This is a genomic window from Faecalicatena faecalis, assembly GCF_012524165.2.
GTDB classification, from domain to species: domain Bacteria; phylum Bacillota; class Clostridia; order Lachnospirales; family Lachnospiraceae; genus Faecalicatena_A; species Faecalicatena_A faecalis.
This window is the reverse complement of the sequence record NZ_JABACJ020000001.1, coordinates 256,221-277,086: the sequence shown is the minus strand read 5'-3', so window position 1 is coordinate 277,086 and position 20,866 is coordinate 256,221. Positions and strand designations below refer to the sequence as shown.

19 protein-coding genes and 1 riboswitch are annotated in these 20,866 nt (G+C 45.8%); of the genes, 1 reads left to right on the top strand and 18 read right to left on the bottom strand.

Going from position 1 to position 20,866, the window contains the following annotated elements; translation table 11 throughout:
• Window positions 1-214: 214 nt before the first annotated feature.
• The 16 genes from HGO97_RS01295 to HGO97_RS01215 all read right to left on the bottom strand — a co-directional run bounded on the left by HGO97_RS01295 (window position 215) and on the right by HGO97_RS01215 (window position 15,493).
• Entirely contained in the window at window positions 215-961 is a 747-nt protein-coding gene (locus tag HGO97_RS01295; protein ID WP_216238643.1) for an amino acid ABC transporter ATP-binding protein, read from the bottom strand.
• Window positions 951-1,643 carry an amino acid ABC transporter permease gene (locus tag HGO97_RS01290; RefSeq protein ID WP_216238642.1) on the bottom strand — a complete coding sequence of 231 codons (693 nt, stop codon included), beginning with the start codon at window positions 1,641-1,643 and terminating at the stop codon, window positions 951-953. The genes HGO97_RS01295 and HGO97_RS01290 overlap by 11 nt, the downstream gene beginning before the upstream one ends.
• 14 nt (window positions 1,644-1,657) lie before the next feature.
• Complete coding sequence (locus HGO97_RS01285; RefSeq protein ID WP_216238641.1) at window positions 1,658-2,434, bottom strand: basic amino acid ABC transporter substrate-binding protein; 777 nt, start codon at window positions 2,432-2,434, stop codon at window positions 1,658-1,660.
• A gap of 277 nt (window positions 2,435-2,711) precedes the next feature.
• The gene (cytX, locus tag HGO97_RS01280; RefSeq protein ID WP_216238639.1) at window positions 2,712-3,881 is read right to left on the bottom strand and encodes a putative hydroxymethylpyrimidine transporter CytX; all 1,170 of its coding nucleotides are present in this window, start codon (window positions 3,879-3,881) and stop codon (window positions 2,712-2,714) included.
• Window position 3,882: 1 nt separating this feature from the next.
• Complete coding sequence (gene thiD, locus HGO97_RS01275) at window positions 3,883-4,689, bottom strand: bifunctional hydroxymethylpyrimidine kinase/phosphomethylpyrimidine kinase (protein ID WP_216238638.1); 807 nt, start codon at window positions 4,687-4,689, stop codon at window positions 3,883-3,885.
• A gap of 136 nt (window positions 4,690-4,825) precedes the next feature.
• On the bottom strand, window positions 4,826-5,464 hold the full coding sequence (locus HGO97_RS01270; RefSeq protein ID WP_216238636.1) for an HAD family hydrolase: 639 nt from the start codon (window positions 5,462-5,464) through the stop codon (window positions 4,826-4,828).
• Complete coding sequence (gene thiE, locus HGO97_RS01265) at window positions 5,457-6,119, bottom strand: thiamine phosphate synthase (RefSeq protein ID WP_216238634.1); 663 nt, start codon at window positions 6,117-6,119, stop codon at window positions 5,457-5,459. Before thiE ends, HGO97_RS01270 begins: the two co-directional genes overlap by 8 nt.
• Window positions 6,100-6,930 carry a hydroxyethylthiazole kinase gene (gene thiM / locus HGO97_RS01260; RefSeq protein WP_216238632.1) on the bottom strand — a complete coding sequence of 277 codons (831 nt, stop codon included), beginning with the start codon at window positions 6,928-6,930 and terminating at the stop codon, window positions 6,100-6,102. Before thiM ends, thiE begins: the two co-directional genes overlap by 20 nt.
• Window positions 6,931-7,056: 126 nt before the next feature.
• The gene (thiW, locus tag HGO97_RS01255; RefSeq protein WP_216238629.1) at window positions 7,057-7,587 is read right to left on the bottom strand and encodes an energy coupling factor transporter S component ThiW; all 531 of its coding nucleotides are present in this window, start codon (window positions 7,585-7,587) and stop codon (window positions 7,057-7,059) included.
• A 90-nt stretch (window positions 7,588-7,677) separates the two neighbouring features.
• A riboswitch (TPP riboswitch) is annotated at window positions 7,678-7,781 on the bottom strand.
• A gap of 126 nt (window positions 7,782-7,907) precedes the next feature.
• Complete coding sequence (locus tag HGO97_RS01250; RefSeq protein ID WP_246597246.1) at window positions 7,908-9,932, bottom strand: CotH kinase family protein; 2,025 nt, start codon at window positions 9,930-9,932, stop codon at window positions 7,908-7,910.
• Window positions 9,933-9,941: 9 nt separating this feature from the next.
• Window positions 9,942-10,637: a DUF4956 domain-containing protein gene (locus HGO97_RS01240; protein ID WP_330654135.1), complete on the bottom strand. Its 696-nt coding sequence runs from the start codon at window positions 10,635-10,637 to the stop codon at window positions 9,942-9,944.
• Window positions 10,638-10,738: 101 nt separating this feature from the next.
• A complete protein-coding gene (locus tag HGO97_RS01235) occupies window positions 10,739-11,410 on the bottom strand; it encodes a polyphosphate polymerase domain-containing protein (protein WP_216238627.1) in 672 nt (223 codons plus the stop codon).
• A 300-nt stretch (window positions 11,411-11,710) separates the two neighbouring features.
• Window positions 11,711-12,946 (bottom strand): sensor histidine kinase, encoded by a 1,236-nt coding sequence (locus tag HGO97_RS01230; protein ID WP_216238626.1) that lies wholly within the window; start codon window positions 12,944-12,946, stop codon window positions 11,711-11,713.
• On the bottom strand, window positions 12,943-13,617 hold the full coding sequence (locus tag HGO97_RS01225) for a response regulator transcription factor (RefSeq protein WP_216238625.1): 675 nt from the start codon (window positions 13,615-13,617) through the stop codon (window positions 12,943-12,945). Before HGO97_RS01225 ends, HGO97_RS01230 begins: the two co-directional genes overlap by 4 nt.
• Before the next feature lie 206 nt (window positions 13,618-13,823).
• The gene (locus HGO97_RS01220; RefSeq protein WP_216238624.1) at window positions 13,824-14,654 is read right to left on the bottom strand and encodes an undecaprenyl-diphosphate phosphatase; all 831 of its coding nucleotides are present in this window, start codon (window positions 14,652-14,654) and stop codon (window positions 13,824-13,826) included.
• On the bottom strand, window positions 14,648-15,493 hold the full coding sequence (locus tag HGO97_RS01215) for a Cof-type HAD-IIB family hydrolase (protein WP_216238623.1): 846 nt from the start codon (window positions 15,491-15,493) through the stop codon (window positions 14,648-14,650). Before HGO97_RS01215 ends, HGO97_RS01220 begins: the two co-directional genes overlap by 7 nt.
• Before the next feature lie 118 nt (window positions 15,494-15,611).
• Here HGO97_RS01215 and HGO97_RS01210 point away from each other — a divergent pair, with 118 nt between their 5' ends.
• On the top strand, window positions 15,612-16,772 hold the full coding sequence (locus tag HGO97_RS01210; protein ID WP_216238622.1) for a cell wall hydrolase: 1,161 nt from the start codon (window positions 15,612-15,614) through the stop codon (window positions 16,770-16,772).
• 67 nt (window positions 16,773-16,839) lie between these two features.
• Here the strand turns inward: HGO97_RS01210 and HGO97_RS01205 are convergent, their stop codons facing one another.
• Window positions 16,840-17,595 carry an aminoglycoside phosphotransferase family protein gene (locus tag HGO97_RS01205; protein ID WP_216238620.1) on the bottom strand — a complete coding sequence of 252 codons (756 nt, stop codon included), beginning with the start codon at window positions 17,593-17,595 and terminating at the stop codon, window positions 16,840-16,842.
• A gap of 256 nt (window positions 17,596-17,851) precedes the next feature.
• On the bottom strand, window positions 17,852-20,470 hold the full coding sequence (gene adhE / locus HGO97_RS01200) for a bifunctional acetaldehyde-CoA/alcohol dehydrogenase (protein ID WP_216238619.1): 2,619 nt from the start codon (window positions 20,468-20,470) through the stop codon (window positions 17,852-17,854).
• Between the last annotated feature and the right edge of the window lie 396 nt (window positions 20,471-20,866).

Below are 20,866 nucleotides of genomic sequence, written 5' to 3'. Positions count from 1 at the left end.
CCGTCTTTTTATTCTATAAATCTCCTGTCTTACCTGGATTTAGTTTAACATGCAGCAAACATTTTGTAAAAATATTTTCTCTTATAATTTCATCCAATCCTTCCAAAATCAGACATACAAATGAAAAAGCCCTGCCGGAATGACTCTCTCCGACAGGGCAGCTCATTATGGGAAAGGCAGCCTTCACCCACTGCCTTTTCCATACTATATTTTTTTATAAAATCTTAGATAAGAACTCTTTTAATCTTGGGTCCTTCGGATGGTCAAAGAACTCTGCTGGTGCTCCCTGCTCCTTGATTTTGCCCTCATCCATGAAAATGACCCTTGTCGCAACTTCCTTGGCAAATCCCATCTCATGTGTCACGACAACCATTGTCATACCGTCATCGGCAAGTCTCTTCATCAATTCCAGAACCTCCCCGACCATTTCCGGGTCCAGGGCAGATGTTGGCTCATCAAACAGCATTACATCCGGGTCCATTGCCAGAGAACGGATAATCGCGATACGCTGCTTCTGGCCACCTGATAACTGGGATGGATAAGAATTGGCTTTCGCCTCCAGTCCTACTAGCTTAAGAAGTTCCATTGCACGGCTCTCCGCCTCTGCCCTGCTCTTTTTCAAAAGCTTGATCGGAGCAAGTGTAATATTTTCCAGGATCGTCTTGTGAGGGAACAGGTTAAAGTGCTGGAACACCATCCCCATCTTCTGACGGTGGTGGTCAATATTCGTCTCCTTGCTCGTAATATCCACGCCCTCAAAATATACATGCCCTGAGGTCGGAACCTCCAGTAGATTCAGAGAACGCAGGAAAGTAGACTTACCGGAACCGGACGGACCGACAATTACAACGACCTCTCCTTTTAAGATTTCCTCTGAAACCCCATCCAATGCATGAAGCTTATTATGATAGACCTTGTGCAGATCTTCCACTTTAATTAAAATATCTCCATTAATGGTCACTGTTTCTCAGCCTCCTCTCCAGTATATTCACCAGTTTGGTAAAGATCATTACCATAACAAGGTATACCAAGGCTACGGCTACCAGTGGGAACATTGCATCGTATGTACGGCTGCGGATGATATCTCCGCCCTTTGTAAGATCCTGCAGTGCGATATAACCGGAAACAGAGGTTTCCTTCAAAAGTACAATAAACTCATTTCCCAATGCCGGAAGTACATTCTTAAAGGCCTGCGGCATAATGATATGAATCATCGTCTGCACATAGTTAAATCCAAGGCTCCGTCCTGCTTCAAACTGTCCGTTGTCGATGGACATGATACCAGAACGGAAAATCTCCGCAACGTAAGCCCCCGAGTTCAATCCAAAGGCCATGATCGCTACCAGCACCTTGCTGATATCTACACTCGCAAAAATTCCAAAGTATATAATCAAAAGCTGAACAACGACCGGCGTTCCACGGATGACCGTGAGATAAACTTTACAGATGACATTTAATATTTTTAATTTTCCTGTCTTATCATACGTAGACCGTATGATCGCTACCAGAAAACCAAGGACAATACCAATGATGACCGCAAAAAATGTAACCTGTAACGTAACCTTCAGTCCGTCTGCAATATATTTCCAATGATCATCTTTGATAAAATTTTGGTAAAACTTATCCTGCAATGTCTGCAACATCGTTCATTCCTCTTTTACTCTGCGTTATCAGCGCTGATATACTTCGCTACGATCTCATCCAGTTTTCCAGAATCCTTCAGGCTTGCAAGCGCTTCATTGATTTTATCTTTCAGTTCGTCATTTCCTTTTTTCACTGCAATTGCATACTCTTCTTCTGTAAATGCTTCATCCAGGATTTTAAGGTCTTCTGCTTCTTTTACGAATTCTTTTGCCGGTTCACCATCGATCACTACTGCATCGATCTTGCCCTGCTGTAATGCCTGAACAGCTTCGAAGCCTTTGTTGTAACGCTCTACTTCTGCATCCTCGATATCATCTGCATAGATATCGCCTGTTGTTCCAAGCTGAACACCGATCTTCTTACCTGTCAGATCATCTGGTCCTGCGATTGCACTGTCATTCTTTACAATGATGACCTGTGTTGCTTTCGCATATGTATCTGTAAAATCAACATTTTCCAAACGGTCTTCTGTCACTGTCATTCCGGCAGCTCCGATATCTGCTTTTCCGCTTGTCACTGCTGCGATGATGGAATCAAATGCCATATCTTCAATCTTTAACTCCATACCCATCTCTTCTGCGACTGCTGCTGCAATGTCTGCATCAATTCCGACTACCTTGTCACCCTCATAAAATTCATATGGTGGGAATTCTGCATTTGTAGCCATGACCAGAGTCTCTTTCTTATCTCCTGAGTCAGATTTTCCTGCATCATCCTTCTTGGAACCACATGCTGCCATAGAGAATACACACGCTGTCACTAATAACAAGCTTAAAAATTTCTTCTTCATCTTTCCATTCCTCCAAATTTATCTTACTATGCATAAAAATACACATTATTTTTATATTCTATCACGTTTTTAACAAAAAACAAGAGGAAACTGCGTTTTTCCAATAATCTTCGTAACTATTCAGCCATGCGGGGATATTTGTACAGGCTGTGTGTGAGCTTGCTCACTAAGCACAGCCTGTACAAATATCCCCATACGGCGTTTAGCCGAAGCGAGATGAAGCGGTTTTAGCGGAATCAAGCTTGCATGGCTGCAGGCAGTTTCTTCCTTTTATCATTTATTTATGAGCTCTTTTTACTTTCTCTGCTAAAATACAGATCAGAATCGTAATGGCCATATCCGGCAATGTGTTTCCTACAATGATATCTACTTTCATCAGCATCCGGTACACAGCAAACCCAATCACCCATATAACCAGATTCTGCACATGGACATTCCTGCCGCTGTGATCCTCTTTTAATATGAAGTAATCCGCAATCTGAATTGCGATCATCGGTGCAAATACCGATCCGATCAGATAGAGGAAATCCGTGATATCATCCATCCGAAACAGAACTGCACCGATGGTTCCAAGCACTGCTGCGCCGACTGCGAACCATTTTCCATTGATCTTTGCAAACACAGTCTCGCTGGACACACCTGCGGAGTAGGCGTCCAGAAAGGTGGTCGTCACTGTGGAAAATACGATGATGATCAGGCCTGCCACTCCAAGCCCTGCTTTAACAAGGATCTGAGCGATATCAGATTCCCCAGTAAAAATAGCGGCTCCCATACCAATCACATACATCCAGCAGCTGACAACTCCATAGACGATCACGCTTACAGCAGTTGCCTTGAAAGGAGATTCCGCCTCCCTGGTGTAATCACTGATCAGCGGCAGCCAGGATAACGGCATAGCAACAGAAAGCTCCACAGCTGCCCCGAAGGTCATTCCTTCACCCGAAACTCCGCCAACTGAGCCATCTGCAAAAATCACAAAGCTCAAGACGATTGTCAGGACAAACAGTGCCGTCATGGCAACAGTATTGATCTTTCCAAGATTCTGAATTCCAATCAGAATCCACAGTGCGATCAGTCCTCCGATCACAATGCACCAGACCAGACGGCCCGTCTTCCAGATTCCATCGGCAGCCACAGCACCATCATAGATCATGATAGCAGTCCACCCGACCAATTGTATAATATTCAGGACGGCGAACAGCAGGCTTCCCTTCTGCCCAAAACTGATTTTCACAGTCTCCATTGCACTTTTTCGTGAGCGGCCGCCGATCATTCCTGAGAAGAATAACATGCAGCATCCAATGACATGCCCGATCAGGATTGCAAGAATCCCCTTTCCAAATCCAAGCGGCGCGAAATAAGTCCCCGTCAGGATTTCCGCAATGGAGACTCCTGCGCCAAACCAGATCAGACCATTTTCGAAAACAGACGTGCGTCTTTTCTCCATCTTACTCTGCCTCCTTTGCGAATTCACCACTCAGATCAAAGGCATGGTTCATCGGACCGCTGCCCTTCCCAAGATCCAGATTAGCAGACAATGCCCGGGAAATATAGTCTTTTGCCCGCTGTACAGAAGTTTCAAGGTCAAATCCTTTGGCCAGATTGGAGGCGATTGCACTGGATAAGGTGCAGCCTGTACCGTGGGTATTGGATGTGGCAATCCGTCTTCCCGTAAACCATCTTGCCTTTCCATCCACGTAAAGCAAGTCATTTGCATCATTCACACTATGTCCGCCCTTGCACAGGACTGCACAGTGATACATTTCACTGATTTTTATGGCGGCTGCCACCATACCATCCTCATTATGGATCGTTTCACCGGACAGGATTTCTGCTTCCGGGATATTCGGTGTGACAACTGTGGCGAGTGGCAGTAGTTCTTCTTTCAATGTCTCGATTGCCTCCTCCTTGATCAGCCGTGCGCCGCTGGTCGCTGCCATAACAGGATCAACTACAATATTAGCCGCCTCATATGCACGCAGCCGCTGTGCAATGGTCCTGATCAGTTCAGAAGAAGCAACCATTCCGATCTTTACCGCATCAGGGCGGATATCCTCAAATACTGCGTCAATCTGGTTCTGTAAAAACTGTGGAGTGACCTCCATTACTGCTGTTACGCCGGTCGTGTTCTGTGCCGTCAGTGCAGTGAGCGCACTCATGGCAAAAACACCATTCATCGTCATTGTCTTCAAATCTGCTTGAATTCCGGCGCCTCCACTGGAATCACTTCCAGCGATTGATAATGCTGTTCTCATCTTGTTGTCTCCTTTTCTTCTTTTGCAATTTTTTTGCATCATTTTTCTTCTACAATATTCTTGCTTTGCATTACTTTTCTTAAGCGACAGAAGGTGGTGCCCCCAATCTGCCGCTGACAGACATTTTTATGGTAAATCAAGCTGTTCGCCAGTCCAGGATTACTTCGTCTGCAATTTCTTTCATTTCCTCCCAACGGGACGCTATACTCTCTTCATAGATTCCTACTACATAAAATCCTTCTCTCTTTGCCGTCCTGGCCGCGTAAAGCGCGTCCTCATAAATGGCTGCGTCCTGCACACCTGCGCCCAGCCTTTTTACTGCCGCATAGTAGACATCCGGCCTGTCCTTCCCGGCTCCTACACTTTCGCAGGAAATCAGGAATTCAAAACAATCCAGAACTCCAAGACGGCGCAGACATGCCTCCATCAGCGGCTCTGCCGTGGCAGATGCCACACACATGGATACCCCCTCTTCCTTAAGCTTGTGAAGGTAAGCTTTTACCCCCGGCTTTAGCGGAATGTCACTCTTATAGTGAAGGTCCATCATTTGATTCATTTCCTCCTCAACAGCCTTAGGTGTGCCGGACAGATGAAGCTCTTGGACAAACAGGGCTGCAGATTCGGACATTGTCATTGGTTTGATTTTCTCAAAAAGCTCCTGTGATATCTTGGGGATCCCTTTTGTTTTCAAATACTCTCCTGCTAAGGACTGCCAGTATTTCATAGAATCGATCAGGGTACCGTCCATATCAAAAATAGCGTACTTTTTATTCATTTTGACCTGCCATTTCCCCGGCAAGCTTAAGCAGATGCGCCGTGGCCTCTCCCGGATTTTCTGCCGCAAATATCGCAGAAACTACTGCCACACCGTCCACACCACTGCCAGACAGCTGCATCAGATTCGACGCATTGATCCCACCGATGGCGACCACAGGAATCTGCACTGCATTGACGATTTCCCGCAGTTTTTCCATGGACAGGTTCCGTGCATCTTTCTTGGTACTGGTTCCGAAAACCGCTCCAACACCTATGTAATCCGCTCCCGACTTCTCAGCCGCAACCGCCTCTTCTACTGTCCCTGCCGAGATGCCAAGGATTTTATCGGGACCGATCATCGCGCGGATATCGCGGCCTTTAATATCAGACTGCCCCACGTGTACCCCGTCTGCATTACATTGCATTGCAATCTCTACACTGTCATTGACAACGAACGGGACATGGAATTCTTCACATAAACTGCGCAGTTCCTCCGCTTCCTTCTCAAAGGAAGACTCATTCAGGTCCTTTTCCCTGATCTGCAGAAAAGTAGCCCCATTTTCCAGCACATCTTTGCACACTGAGTATAAGGTCTCCCCTTCTTTCAGCCACATCCGGTCAGTTACCGCATATAAAAGCATTGATCTTCGTATCTCATCCTTCGTAAATTTCATATTGAATTCCCTCCATTAATTGTTCTTCTGTTAAATTGAAAACTGCATCAATCAGGTCCGTACGGAATGTTGCATTTCCAGTCCCTTTCTGCAGACGCTGCTGCTCTGCAATCTCCCCACAAACACCCATGGCTGCCGTGGCAGTTACGGCTGCCGTAAATGAATCCCCAGGCAGGGCACCGCAGAAGGCACCGATCAGAGAGGTCAGCATACAGCCGCTGCCTGTGATTCTGGACATCATAGGGCAGCCATTATGGATGACCACCGTACGTGTTCCATCTGAAATCACATCCATTTTCCCGGATACGGCAATCACCGTTTTTATGCGCTGCGCAAACTGCCGGACCAGTTCTATATTTTCCATCAGGTTATCCTCTGTGATCACATCCGATACACTCACGTCTACTCCGCTTCCTGCTGCCTGTCCTCCGGCGAGACTGCGGATCTCGGATGCATTTCCCCGGATCACAGAAAAATGTACCTCATGAAGCAGACGTGCGGCAGCATCACGCCTGAGCTGTGTTCCGCCTGCTGCCACGGGGTCAAGCACTACCGGTTTGCCCAATTGGTTCGCCCGCTTTCCCGCAAGTACCATGGCCTCTGTATCCTCGATTGCACCCATGTTGCATACGAGAGCCTGAACTCCCTCCACGGCTTCCTCAACTTCCCGGATATCGTGCGCCATAGAGGGCGAGCCGCCTGCTGCCAGGATGATGTTGGCACAGTCATTAACTGTCACAAAATTTGTGATGCACTGGACAAGAGGCGCTTCCTTCCTGATTCCCGCCATTGCCTCTTTAAAATGAATCATCTTACTTTCCCTTCTTTCTTTTGTAAAATATTTTCATATTTGCTTTGTGCGTTCGTTTTCTTTTATACGGTCTGTTTCCACGTATTCTATCTTCATACATTCAGTTCAATATGCATGTATAGCGTTTTACACATTCAGTTCATTTTTCATGCGTTCCAGAAGCCTTGTCTTCCTCAGTGTCAGCAACACTGCAACGCCCATTCCTGCGCCCACGACAGCGGCAGGTGTATAAAATGGAATATAATAGAACGGCGACTGTGCATCCAGCCCATAGAACAGCTTCATCAATGGATAGGATACCATCGCCCCCACAAAACCGGTGCCGACTACCTCTCCGATAAATGTCATCACAAAACTGCCTGTCCTGCGGTAAAGAAGGCCGCCTATAATCGGTCCGAATACCGCACCTGCAACTGCCTGGATCGTACGCCCGGAGAGCATACGCATGACACCGCACAGGAAAGCGGCTGCGCAGGCATACCAGGGGCCTAAAAAAACCGCTGCCAGTACATCTACAAAGTGCTGGAACGGAGCCATCGCCGGAAAGTAGACGAATGTGTTGAGCACAAACGCCAGACAGGCAAACATGGCTGTCAGTACCATTTTTTTGGTTCTGCAATGAACACTTTGGTTCATCTTGAGTTGATTTTCTTTCATTTACAAGTCCTCCTTATGCTTCAGATTGGATAAGGTTTTTCAGAGCACGAAAAAAGGGAAGTTACCAAATGTAGTAACTTCCCATTAAAATCAATAAATTTTCCGTTTCCCTACGTTGGCATTATCCAAATCAGGTTATGGGTCGAAGGTCATACCTTCCTCTCAGCCTGTCATACAAGCTCCCCGCTATTTAATTTTCGTAGGTTATTGTACACCCTCTGCCTGTAAAATACAAGAGAATTTTATTGAAGTTTCCATATTGTCTGCCGATTCATTATCTCAATCACATTTTACTGAACATGATTTCCTGAAAAAATATTTTACTGAGCGTTGTCTCCTGCAGGTATATTCTGCTGAGCATTGCCTCCTGCAGGTATATTCTGCTGAATGTGCTCTTCGCGGGATTCATTATTTCTGCCTCCCTTTCCCATGGTATTCCCCATGCTCCCCATCGCAGAAATCGTAATACCGCTGGCATCGATCAGTGTGCTTTCATCTTCCTTCTGTGCGTCTGACGTGGAAGGAATCGAGCCGTCCAACTGTCCTGTCACGCTTTTGGCACGGAGCAGGCAGAATTCTTTCAGGGTGGAAACACCTTCCTCGAACTCTTCATAGGTACAGAACTTCGTCGGATCTTTTTCTACATAAGGAGCGATCATCTCCGAAACGGAATCAATCATTTCCTCGAAATAACCGCTGTCAAAATACTCAGAAATAAAGTCCGCGAAGTACTCATGGTACATCTCTGTATATTCCTCTTGATTGAAAATCCATGCCAGCATAGGTCTTGAATCCACAGTGCCTCCTGACACCGGGGTATCGATCGGATAGTTCACCAGGGAGTCTGCGTCCGAACCTGACATGAATCCGCCGAAAGCAAGATTGTAATCCCAGGGAATCATGGACATGACGCCATCCTTTTCATATAAGTAATAATTATGAATCATTGAACCGGTGTAACTGTCAAAATTACAAACAAAATTGTGAACAACAAAATAGCGCAGTACTTCATCCACGTCCACGACGCTTTCAATATCCTCACCTTCATTCAGTATTTTCAGAGATTCGATCAGGCGGGTCTTATCCGTATCCGAAATTTTTGTTTTGGCATTCTCAAAAATATTACTGTAGCTGTCAAAATCATCATCCGAATAAATCAGGGACACGTCATCACTGCCCATGCCTCTTCCGCCTCCCATACCGCCATTGGCCGGGAAGGCACCACCGTCCGGCATCTCCTGATCCTGGGGCGGTTTACCCATCTCCGGGAATGTACCATCCTCAGGCGGCACTCCCATCTCCGGAAATGTACCATCCTCAGGCGGCTCACCCATTTCCGGAAATGTACCATCCTCAGGCGGCTCCCCCATCTCCGGGAATGCTCCGTCTTCTGGCATCTCTCCATTTTCAGAAATGTTATCTCCTTCTTTCATCTCCCCATTTCCTGGAACGTTTTCGCCTTCTGTGGTCGTTCCATTTCCCGGGAAATTTCCCCTTCCAGGGCGCTGCATACCGGATACGGAGTCCTCATTTTCATCTGCCTCTATATTTCCCTCTGCATTTTCCTGGCTACTCTCTTCTGCTGTTCTGCCACTGTCCTTCTGGAGACTCTTCTCTGCCCCATCACTGCTTCCGGCCTCGGCACTCTCATCCGATTCCCCGTCCCCGAATTTCTCCTTGAACTCCTCCATATCGAACTCTCCGCCATTCCCACGACCGCCGCCCATGCTCATGCTGTCCGGCTTATAGAGTTCTCCGGAATCACTGCCATAATTCCGCTCCAGAAAGCTGTCTTCCACGCCTTCCACCGCAAGATACAGCCCCCAGTCCTCGCCATTCACCGTAATATACGTATAGCTGCACAGCGGGGCATCCACCCCAAAATATCCCATCATCTGATAGGAGAGGTAATCTTTCATATACGTATTATCCTGAATGATATTATTGAGACTTAGCTTATCCAGCCCATAATAATTCTTTGTATCGTCATAGTGGTCAAATTCTATCTTAAAGCTGTACCTGTCATTTCCATATGCTGCCACTGAACTGAGCGAAGTGTTGCCTTTTGCACGGATTCCCACGTTTTTATATGCCTCATTATCTATGACCACGGAGCATACGGCATATTCCTCGTTCTCACAGGAATCCAGAAATTCATCCCAGTCATCCATCACAATATTAATGGTATGTACGTTTGATGTGTCAAACAGCTTCGCTTCATACCCGGCAGTAGTTGCCATCGTCTCGACTCCCAGAGCTTTTGCATTGCAGAATACTCCTGTCAGGACCAGCACAAAAATCAGGACGGCACAGCATATTTTATCAATGTGCCTGCTTGTTGACATAATGCCTCCTTATCCCATATATTCCCCATTGTAGCTAACCAGTACCGCACTGTTCACCCCATCCATCTCGGAAAGGATATTTACAAAATCCGTATTCTCTTCTTTCATACGGATCTCCAGATTCAGCTCCACACGCCCTTTCTGTACGGTTTTGCTCTTCACCACACATTTCTGCACTTCTTTTTTCAGAAATTCTCTCGCCTTTACTTCGCTGTCATGATCTTCACACTGAATCACAACAATATAAGGATTCAGATGGCTCTTCTTGTTCACAAACACCAGCAGAATCACACCGATCACAACACTGCCGATCACAGCCAGAGGAATCATCCCTGCTGCCAGCACGATTCCCACTGCAATAGACCAGAACAGAAATGCAATATCCAGCGGCTCCTTTATCGCCGTCCTAAAACGTACGATAGACAGCGCGCCGACCATACCAAGGGACAGGACAACATTCGATGTCACAGCCAGGATCACAACGGTTGTGATCATTGTCAGGGCAATCAGAGTTACGCCAAAACTGGAGGAATACATCACCCCAGAAAACGTTTTTTTGTAAACGAAAAAGATAAACATCCCAAGCCCAAATGCAAGCACCAGAGCGATCAGCATATCCAGAATGCTCACACTTCCTATATTTTCAAGAAAACTAGATTTAAACACATCATTAAAAGTCATTTTTTCTTCTCCTTTTTCTTTCATTCTTCATTTTACATCAGATTTCCTGATATGACTGGACTGCTCAATTTGCAGGTAGCCTGGCATATCCAGTTTGATAAATCATGCCATTTTTCTAATTCTTATCAGCCATAGATACGACATGCCGCATATTTTGAAAACGCCGATGTGCGCCGTCCCTCAAGCTGTACCGCATCCCGGATGATGGAAGGCAGGAATTCATCCCACTTCACCTCCAGTATGATCTGAGCATCCCCTGCCGGGACCATCACACAATCCGGATTCAGGAAATCCGTACATTGCATCCCCGTGCGTATATTGTAATCCATCGTAACTCTGACATTTCCCGGCGCATATACGAACGGCTCTCTCGTATAATCCACGATTGTCCTCGGCATCAGCCCCTGGAAACGCATTTTTAAATACAATTCCCGGACCAGTTCCCGGTCACTGTCCATCATCCAGTTACAGCGTCCTTCCACAATTGCCTGCGCTTCTTCCTTTGTCAGAGTCGTGCTTTCCTTACTGCAAAGACCATTTAACTTACTCTTCTTTTCCAGATGTATCAGAGAAGTATCCCCATTATAAAAGCGGATACGAAACTTTTCCCTTGCGTTCACTCCGTCCAGCTTTTCCCGGAGGACCTTGTCTGAGAGGTTATCAAAATACAGGCTCCTGATCTCATACCGTCCGTTTACCGCGTGTACATCCATATCTGCCACGGCGCGAAGCCGCTGGCGAAGTGTGATCATATCTGAAACATGAATCTCATGCTTCCACTCATGTCTGAATTTCATCGAGTTGTCTCCTTTCTTTCGTTGTCACAAGTGGTATTGTACAGACAGAACCTTAGCTGAAACTTAGAGGATTTTTTCTTGTTGTGAAAAAACTGTGTCGTCAGAAAGTGCCTGCGGCTGATGTATGATCTCAACCCTCCCTTATATCCAAGATATCCGCGCATTATAAAAAGAGCAGAACACGCTGCCTGCATTCAGCCTGTTCCACTCTTCATAAAACTTTTCCTGTCCTATTGTCAAACCGGATATTCAAAATCCGCTCCGCTGCTTCCCTGATGAGGTTAAACTGCTTTACATTGCTCATATTCTGACTGTAAACGCAATCCTGTTCCCGTCCTCATACTCCGCAGTGATCGTCCCCTTATGTGCCTCCACGATAGCCTGCGCCACAGACAGTCCGATCCCATATCCTCCGCTCTTCTGTGTCCTCGCACTGTCTCCCCTGTAAAACCTGTCGAACAGCTTCTCCGGCTCTCCTTCCGGCAGTTTTTCACAGGTATTCTTCACCCGCAGGACCACTCTTTTCTCTGCTTTCTCCAGGCAGACGTCAATCTCTCCGCCTTCATTTGTATACTTCACGGCATTATCCAGTAAAACAGAAACCAGCTGTGTAAAATGCTCCTTATTTGCCCGGATCATCACATCCTGCTGAATCTCCTTTCGTATCTCTATCTGTTTCAATGCCGCAGATTCGTAAAATGGATGCAGCATCTCTTCTGTCAGCTGGCTCATGGAGAATTCTGAGGCGTGAAGTCTCAATACCTCCTCGTCCATGCGGGATAATGTCAGAAGATTCTGCATCAGGCCATTTAACCGAATCGTCTGGTTCCTGATATTCCGGCTCCATTTACTCTCCCCCTGATGCAATTCCATCGCATCCGTATTCGCCATGATAATCGCCAGCGGAGTCTTGATCTCGTGTCCTGCATTCGTCACAAACTGTTTTTGTTTTTCCATATTTGCTGCAATCGGCAGAATCGCTTTTTTCGACAGCAGGATCACCAGCAAAAGCATCAGTCCCCAGCAGATGATTCCTATAAATATAGAAAGAGCCAGCACCAGCAGAAAATTACGGCGCTGAATGGAAGTATCCAAAAACAAAAAGACCGTTCCCTGCCCATCCCGGGTCTGTGATATCCTGTAGCGGAATCCATTCATCCTGCCTGAGTCTTTCTTCTCGCTGGCAGCATCCTTGGCATATTCCCGCGCCTCATCTTCTGTCACGGATGAAATCCGGCTCACATCCGTCCTGACAATTTTGCCGTCAGAATCCATATAAACCGTAAAAAACCTCGCCGACATGGCAGTGTCCTCATTCATCGGCGGTCCGAAAAGAGTTCCCTTTTCCTTTCCCTGAGGTCCCATATCGTGCGGAGGCATCCCCTCATTCTTCGCCAACATGTCAAGCAGCACCTTTTCCTGCTGCCCTGACACCAGATAATACCCAACATTGATTGCTCCCAGCAGGACCAACAGCAGGATGGAAATCGCGAGCATAGCAGTTGTAATGAATTTTTTCTGAAGCGTCCTGATCATCCCACTACCTCCAATGTATAGCCGATATTACGTTTCGCCTTGATCTGCACATTCGCATCCAAGGCGGCCAGCCGTTTGCGCAGATAGGAAATGTATACCCAGACCGTGCCCAGCTCCGCCTCAGTCTCGTATCCCCACACCTTCACAAGCAGATCTTCTGTGGACAGGTAAATCCCCTGATTCAGCATAAAGAGCTCCATCAGCTGATATTCCAGCTTCGGCAGCACAAAGGACTGGCTTTCCCCGCTGAGTTCATAATTTTTAAGATTCAGCGAAATATTGCCGCAGGTCAGGATATCCGGCGTAAACTCTTCCCGCCTGCGCAGCATGGCACGTATCCTTGCCAGCAGTTCTCCCATGGCAAAGGGCTTCGGAAGATAGTCATCCGCTCCCAGGTCAAGCCCCTGAATCCGGTCCTCCACCTCTGCCTTTGCGGTCAACAAAAGGATCGGCGTCCTGCATCCCTCATGTCTGAGAGTTTCCAACACCTTAAGCCCACTCATTTTCGGCATCATAATATCCAGAATGATTCCGTCATAGTGTTCTGCACGCGCATATGCCAGAGCCTCCTCTCCATCATACACCGCGTCTACTACATATTTATGAAACGTCAGTATATCTACGACCGCCTCTGACATTTCCACCTCATCCTCTGCGAACAATAATTTCATCTTCTACACCTCAATTTCATGAAAGTATCCCCTTGAAGCATCATTTCCTATACTTCATTATTCTTCATCATTAAAACAGATCAAACTTAGCTGGACCTTAGATTTCCCGATAAAATCAGATTATATAAGAAGGAAGCGCCTAAAGTAAAATCCCGCACATAAACTGGATCTTACCTTAAACGCTCCCCTTTCTTAAGCTTTATTCTCTATGCTGCAAACATCGCCGTCATTCCAAAGTAAAGCAGAACGATGATACCAAGCACGATACGATAGTATCCAAATGCCTTGAAGTCATGGTTCTTGATATACTGCATCAGGAACTTGATCGCGTACACAGAAACTGCGAAGGAAATCACACATCCGAGCAGCAGCAGGAACACTTCCATCCCTGTAAAATGGAATCCGAACTTAATAATCTTCAAAAAGCTTGCCCCGAACATAACTGGAATGGCAAGGAAAAATGTAAACTCTGCCGCAACTCCTCTGGCTGCCCCAATCAGCAGTCCACCGATGATCGTAGCACCGGAACGGGAAGTTCCCGGAATCAGAGCGAGCACCTGGAAGCATCCAATTACCAACACCATCGGAATCGTCAGGTCTGACAATCTCTTCACTGCCGGCTTTGCATTCTCATGACGCTTCTCAACCACAATAAAAGCAACACCGTAAAGAATCAATGTAATCGCAACGACTACATAGTTCATTAAATGTGCATCAATAAAGTCATCAAACAAAAGTCCAATGATGGCCGCCGGTACAGACGCAATCAGAACCTTCACCCACAGCTGCAGTGTCAGCAGCTTCTGCTTCTCCGTCTTCTTCGGTGAAAATGGATTCAGCTTATGGAAATAAATCAGAACAACTGCCATGATCGCACCTAACTGTATCACTACATTAAACATGGAAACAAAGCTATCACTCATATCCAGTTTGATAAACTCCTCTACCAGGATCAGATGCCCGGTACTGCTGATTGGCAGCCACTCCGTGATTCCTTCTACAATCCCCAGTACTATTACCTTTAACGCTTCTAACATAATTCTCCTCCTCTAAGAGCAAATCTTTCTATTGCTTTTGCAGCCCCCTGCTCATCATTGGTCACAGTAATATAATCGGCTGCTTCTTTTACCTTATCTATGGCGTTTTCCATGGCCACACCAAAACCTACCTCTCTTAACATGTCAGCATCGTTATCCCCGTCGCCGCATGCCATGATTTCTTCCCGGTCGATTCCCAACATCCTGCCAAGCTCCACAAGCGCTGTGCCCTTATTCACCCCGGATGCATTGATCTCAATATTGTATCCCAGAGAACCTACAAGGGCCAGGCCCTCCTGCTGGCTAAGTTCCTTCCAGGCAGCATCCCTTTCCTCCATATCGGCAAACAAGCCCTGTATCTTATCCATATCCCGGTCCTGCTTCTCAACAAATTCTCTGATATCCGGCACTGGCTTTCTGGTCGTCAGCAAGTACTCCCACATATAGGGATTATGGTGATACCGCCCGATATGCTTCATCTTATCCTCCGGTGCATATGCCTGACCACCAAAGTACACCTCTTGTAATGTATCATATTTTGACAAAGTTTCCAATGCTTTCTTTGCCCTTTCTAATGGTAAAAGGTGTTCAATCAATACCTTTTCCCCTTCTATCTCAAGCACACGTGCCCCGTTGGATGTGAGTGCATAGCGTATGCCGGGATAGTACCTTAACTCCTCTGGGATTCCCATAAACGGCCTTCCTGTCGCCATCAGAACAAGGATTCCCTCCTTGATTGCTTTATCCAGGACTTGCCTGGTATAGGGAAGAAGCTCCTTCTTTTCTGTCAGAAGCGTACCATCCAGATCCAGTCCGATCATCTTAATTCTGCGTTCCATATATTAGTCTACCTCGTTTTTTTCTCGTTTTTATAACTTATTCTATCAAAATTTGCGTAATAAAGCAATTTATAGTATAATACTATAGCAAAATCAATTTAGAAAGGAATTGGAAATTATGAAATTGCGTTCAAAACGCAGGGGACATGCTCTCCTCGCGCTGTTTTGCTCACTTGTATTCCTCTTTTCTGCCTTCCCTGTATACGCTGAGGATCAGAAAAGCCTGGAAAGCAAAACATCTGATCTGCAGGAACAGCTTGCCGGTATCAACCAGGATCTTCTTTCCATAAGTGACAAGATTTCCACTGCAGAGATGCAAGTTGAGATAACCAATGGTGAGATCCAAAGGACAAAAGATTCCTTAGCTGAAGCGAAGGCAAACGAGGCCAGACAATATGACGACATGAAGACCCGTATTAAGTATATGTATGAAACTGGTAATGCAACACTGTTAGAGATGCTGTTTTCAGCGGAAAATATGACAGATTTCTTAAATAAAGCCGATTTTATACAGAATATCAGTAATTACGACCGGGACATGCTTGTCCAGCTTCAGAAGACCAGAAAGGAAATCAACGATAAGAAGGAGACGCTGGAAGACCAGCAGACTTCTCTGGTCAAGATTCAGAAGGACCTGGAAAAACAGCAGGATGAGCTGGAACAGAAAGCCAAAGAGACTTCAACAGATTTAGAGACATATCAAGCACAATTAGCACAGCTTCGTGCAGAAGAGGCGGCAAAGGCAAAAGCGAAGGCTGAAGCAGAAGCTAAAGCAAAAGCCGAGGCTGAGGCCAATGCTAATATCTCCGGCGGGAACCATTCTGGAGGCGGTTCCAATAGCGGCAATACTGACGGCGGAAATAGCGGCGGCGGTTCAGGCGGCGGATATGATGATACGGTCGTGAATGGCGGTGCATCTAATATCGGTGGAAGCGACCTGGATGTATTTGCAGCGATTCTGGATTGCGAGGCTATGCATGACTATAATTCCATGCTTGCTGTTGCGACAGTTATTATGAACCGTGTCAACAGCCCGATCTTCCCGAACAGCATTACTGATGTTGTCTATGCAAGCGGGCAGTTTGAACCTGTATGGAGCGGCCGTCTGGATAGTGTTCTTTCAAGCGGACCAAGCAGTCTGGCATATAATGTTGCACAGGATGCGATCAATGGGGCACGGCTTGCTGCTGTGCAGGACTGCTACTATTTCCTGTATGCAGGGGCTACCGACAGACCCGGTGTGAATATTGGCAATAACCTGTTCTTCCAAAGCTGGTAGATAGAAGAGAAAAGGCTGTCTGAAAATGAGATTTTCATTTTCAGACAGCCTTAAGTTTTCCCCATCTTTATTGATAATCAATAACGTCAATCCATTTCATCAGGAAGTCTTTCTCCAGTTCATTATCCTTGGTAAGCTGTGCTGCAGCGACGATCGGCAGCCACTGCTGTACATACTGCATCGCTGTATCGCTCTTCTTGCAGAAAAGCTTGAGATACAGATCTGCTGCCTTCTGATCCTTTAGAGCAAAGAGCAGATATGTCATAGCCGCATCAGCACTTGCATTTCCCTGTGTTGCATGGGCCCAGTCTACTACAGTCATCTTGCCGTTCTTTGCTACGATTACGTTGCTCGGATTAAAGTCGCCGTGGCATACTTTGTTGTGCTTCGGCATACTCTCCAGTCTTGTCAGGAGCTCATATCTGGTTGTCGCATCCAGCTCCTTTAAGCCATTGATCTGGCTGGACAGCTTATCTTTCAGCTTATTCAGACGCGGAGAAGTTTTACTGTGTACGGAAAGCTGGAGATCTACAAAGTCCTCCATATATTTCTCAAGATTTCCCTTATCTGTCTCCATCATGTCTTCCAGCGTCTTGCCGGCTTTATATTCAATCGCGATTGCCCATTTGCCGTCCACCTGGGTCACTTCTTTTACTTTCGGGATATCCAGGCCTGTTTCTTCTACACGTGCAGTATTCAGTGCTTCGTTAAATACGTCTGACTTCGGATGTGTCGGTTCGAATACTTTCACTACACAGTCATCGCATTTGTATACTTTCTTATAAGAACGTTCCACGATTAAGTTTTTTTCTTCCAGTTTCATAAGCCATACCTCCTGATTTTTGTTGCCGTTGTTTTAAGTTGGTTTTATTATATCTCATATTTTTTAACAATGTAAGTACCCTTCTTTATTTTTGTGCAATTTTTAACTAACTTTTTTATGCACATTTTATTGTTAGTTTTATAACAATCTAAAGTAAGCCGGAGGCACGCATATAATAATAGAAGAGGCATGACGCTGAACGCCGTGCCTCTTCCAAGTGAGAAATAAGGTATGTCTTTTGGGTCTATTTTAAATCCTATTTGCCATAGTAGCATTTCAGGTAGATCTCTTTGATCTCCTTCATCAGTGGGTATCTCGGGTTTGCTCCTGTACACTGGTCGTTGAATGCCTGTTCTACCATGTCATCCAGAGTATCCAGGAAGTATTTCTCGTCAATACCGTAATCTTTGATTGTCTTCTTGATGCCGATCTTCTCTTTCAGGTCTTCCAGTTTTGCGATAAAGTTATCGAATACTTCCTGGTCGTCCTTACCTGTGCATCCTGCGAAACGTCCTAATTCAGCGTATCTTGCAAGTGCGTGTGGGTACTGGTACTGTGAGAAGGTACCCATCTTAGTTGGAGCTTCTGCTGAGTTGTACTTCATAACCTCTGTCAGGATGACTGCGTTTGCAACACCGTGTGGCAGATGATGGAAAGCACCCAGTTTGTGAGCCATGGAGTGGTTCAGTCCAAGGAATGCATTTGCGAATGCCATACCTGCCATACAGGAAGCATTTGCCATCATTTCACGTGCCTTCGGATCATTTGCTCCATTCTCATATGCTGACGGCAGGTATTCGAATACGCTCTTTACTGCCTTCATAGCAAGACCATCTGTGTAGTCTGTAGCCATGATTGATACATATGCCTCGATGGCATGTGTCATAACGTCGATACCGGAAGCGCTTGTCAGTCCCTTCGGCTGTGTCATCATGTTGTCCACATCTACGATTGCCATGTTCGGAAGCAGCTCGTAGTCTGCCAGCGGCCACTTAACGCCTGTCTCTGCATCTGTGATGATTGCAAATGGTGTTACCTCTGAACCTGTTCCTGAGGATGTCGGGATTGCTACAAAGTATGCTTTCTCGCCCATCTTAGGGAATGTAAATACTCTCTTTCTGATGTCCATGAAATCCATAGCCATATCTTCGAAGTTTGCTTCCGGATGCTCATACATTACCCACATGATCTTAGCTGCATCCATTGCAGAACCACCACCGAGAGCGATGATCGTGTCAGGCTCGAAGGATCTCATCATATCTGCACCCTTCTGTGCACACTGCAGTGTCGGGTCCGGAGCTACTTCGTAGAAGCATGTGTGCTGGATTCCCATTTCGTCCAGTTTTGCTTCGATCGGTTTTACGTATCCGTTCTTGTACAGGAAGGAGTCTGTTACGATAAATGCTTTCTTCTTGTGCATTACTGTTCCTAACTCATCCAGTGCAACCGGCATACAGCCTTTCTTGAAGTAAACCTTTTCAGGTGTTCTGAACCAAAGCATATTTTCTCTCCTCTCAGCTACTGTCTTCACATTCAGTAAGTGTTTTACTCCTACGTTTTCAGAAACGGAGTTACCGCCCCAGGAACCGCATCCCAGTGTCAGGGATGGAGCCATCTTGAAGTTGTACAGGTCTCCGATACCGCCGTGAGAAGAAGGTGTATTGATCAGTACACGGCATGTCTTCATTGCTGCCGCATGTTTAGCGATCTTTTCTGTCTGTGCCGGATGGATGTAAAGGGATGATGTATGTCCATATCCACCATCAGCTACAAGCTGTGCTGCTTTTTCAAGTGCTTCATCAAATGATTTTGCTCTATACATACCAAGTACAGGAGATAATTTTTCATGAGCAAATTCTTCGGAAATGTCAACGGATTCTACTTCACCGATCAGGATCTTTGTATTCTCAGGAACATCTACGCCTGCCATCTTGGCAATCTCGTATGCAGACTTTCCAGGGATCTTACTGTTCAGTGCGCCATTGATAATGATGGTCTTGCGGACTTTATCAAGCTCAGCGCCTTTTTTCAGGAAGTAGCATCCACGGTATGCGAACTCTTTCTTTACTTCGTCATAAATGCTGTCCAGTACTGTTACAGACTGCTCAGAAGCACAGATCATACCATTATCAAAAGTCTTGGAGTGGATAATGGAGTTGACTGCCATCTTGATGTCTGCTGTCTCATCGATGATAACCGGTGTGTTTCCAGGTCCTACACCAAGTGCCGGCTTTCCTGATGAATAAGCTGCCTTTACCATTCCTGGGCCGCCTGTTGCAAGGATGATGTCGGAATCTCTCATAACTGTGTTAGTCAGTTCCAATGAAGGAACGTCGATCCATCCGATGATTCCCTCTGGAGCGCCTGCTTTTACTGCTGCATCCAGAACAACCTTAGCTGCTGCGATTGTACATGCCTTTGCAGCCGGGTGTGGGCTGATGATGATTGCATTTCTTGTCTTTAAGCAGATCAGAGTCTTGAAGATTGCAGTAGAAGTCGGGTTCGTTGTCGGAATAACCGCTGCTACCAGACCGATCGGCTCTGCCACTTTCTTGATTCCATATGCAGTGTCTTCTTCGATCACTCCACATGTCTTTGTGTCTTTATATGCATTATAGATGTACTCTGCTGCGTAGTGGTTCTTGATTACCTTGTCTTCTACGATACCTCTCTGAGTCTCTTCTACAGCCATCTTTGCGAGCGGAATTCTCATCTTGTTGGCTGCCATGGCTGCCTCGTAGAAAATTTTATCTACTTGTTCCTGTGTGAATGTAGCAAATACTTTTTGCGCTTCGCGCATTGCTTTCATTTTTGCTTCGAGTGTTTCCACGCTGTCAACAATCTCAGGTACTACGACCGTTTCCTTCTTTGCCATTTCAATTCTTCCTCCCGTAATTGAATTGTTCTCTTTCTTACAGGTCTCAGTATATCTCATCGTTAAAATATTGTCAATGCCGCAATTGACAAATATTTAACGTTATTTTTTTAACGTTTATTGTGTAAATTGCACAAATCTCAATAGATTTGACTTAAAAATCAAAGATCTCCAAACTGAGTCGTTCTCTAATCCATCAGTTTGGAGGTCCATATAATCTCTTTATTACATTCTGATTCAGTAATCTTTTTCCATGGTTATCTTAATAACATCATGATTGTCATCTCTATGCTTCACAAAAAATAGTTCTATATTGTCTAATGGGAATGTCTTCGTAATAAAACCATCCTAGTCAATAATTTTATGTCTCAATAGTTCAATTTCCCTCGCCATCCA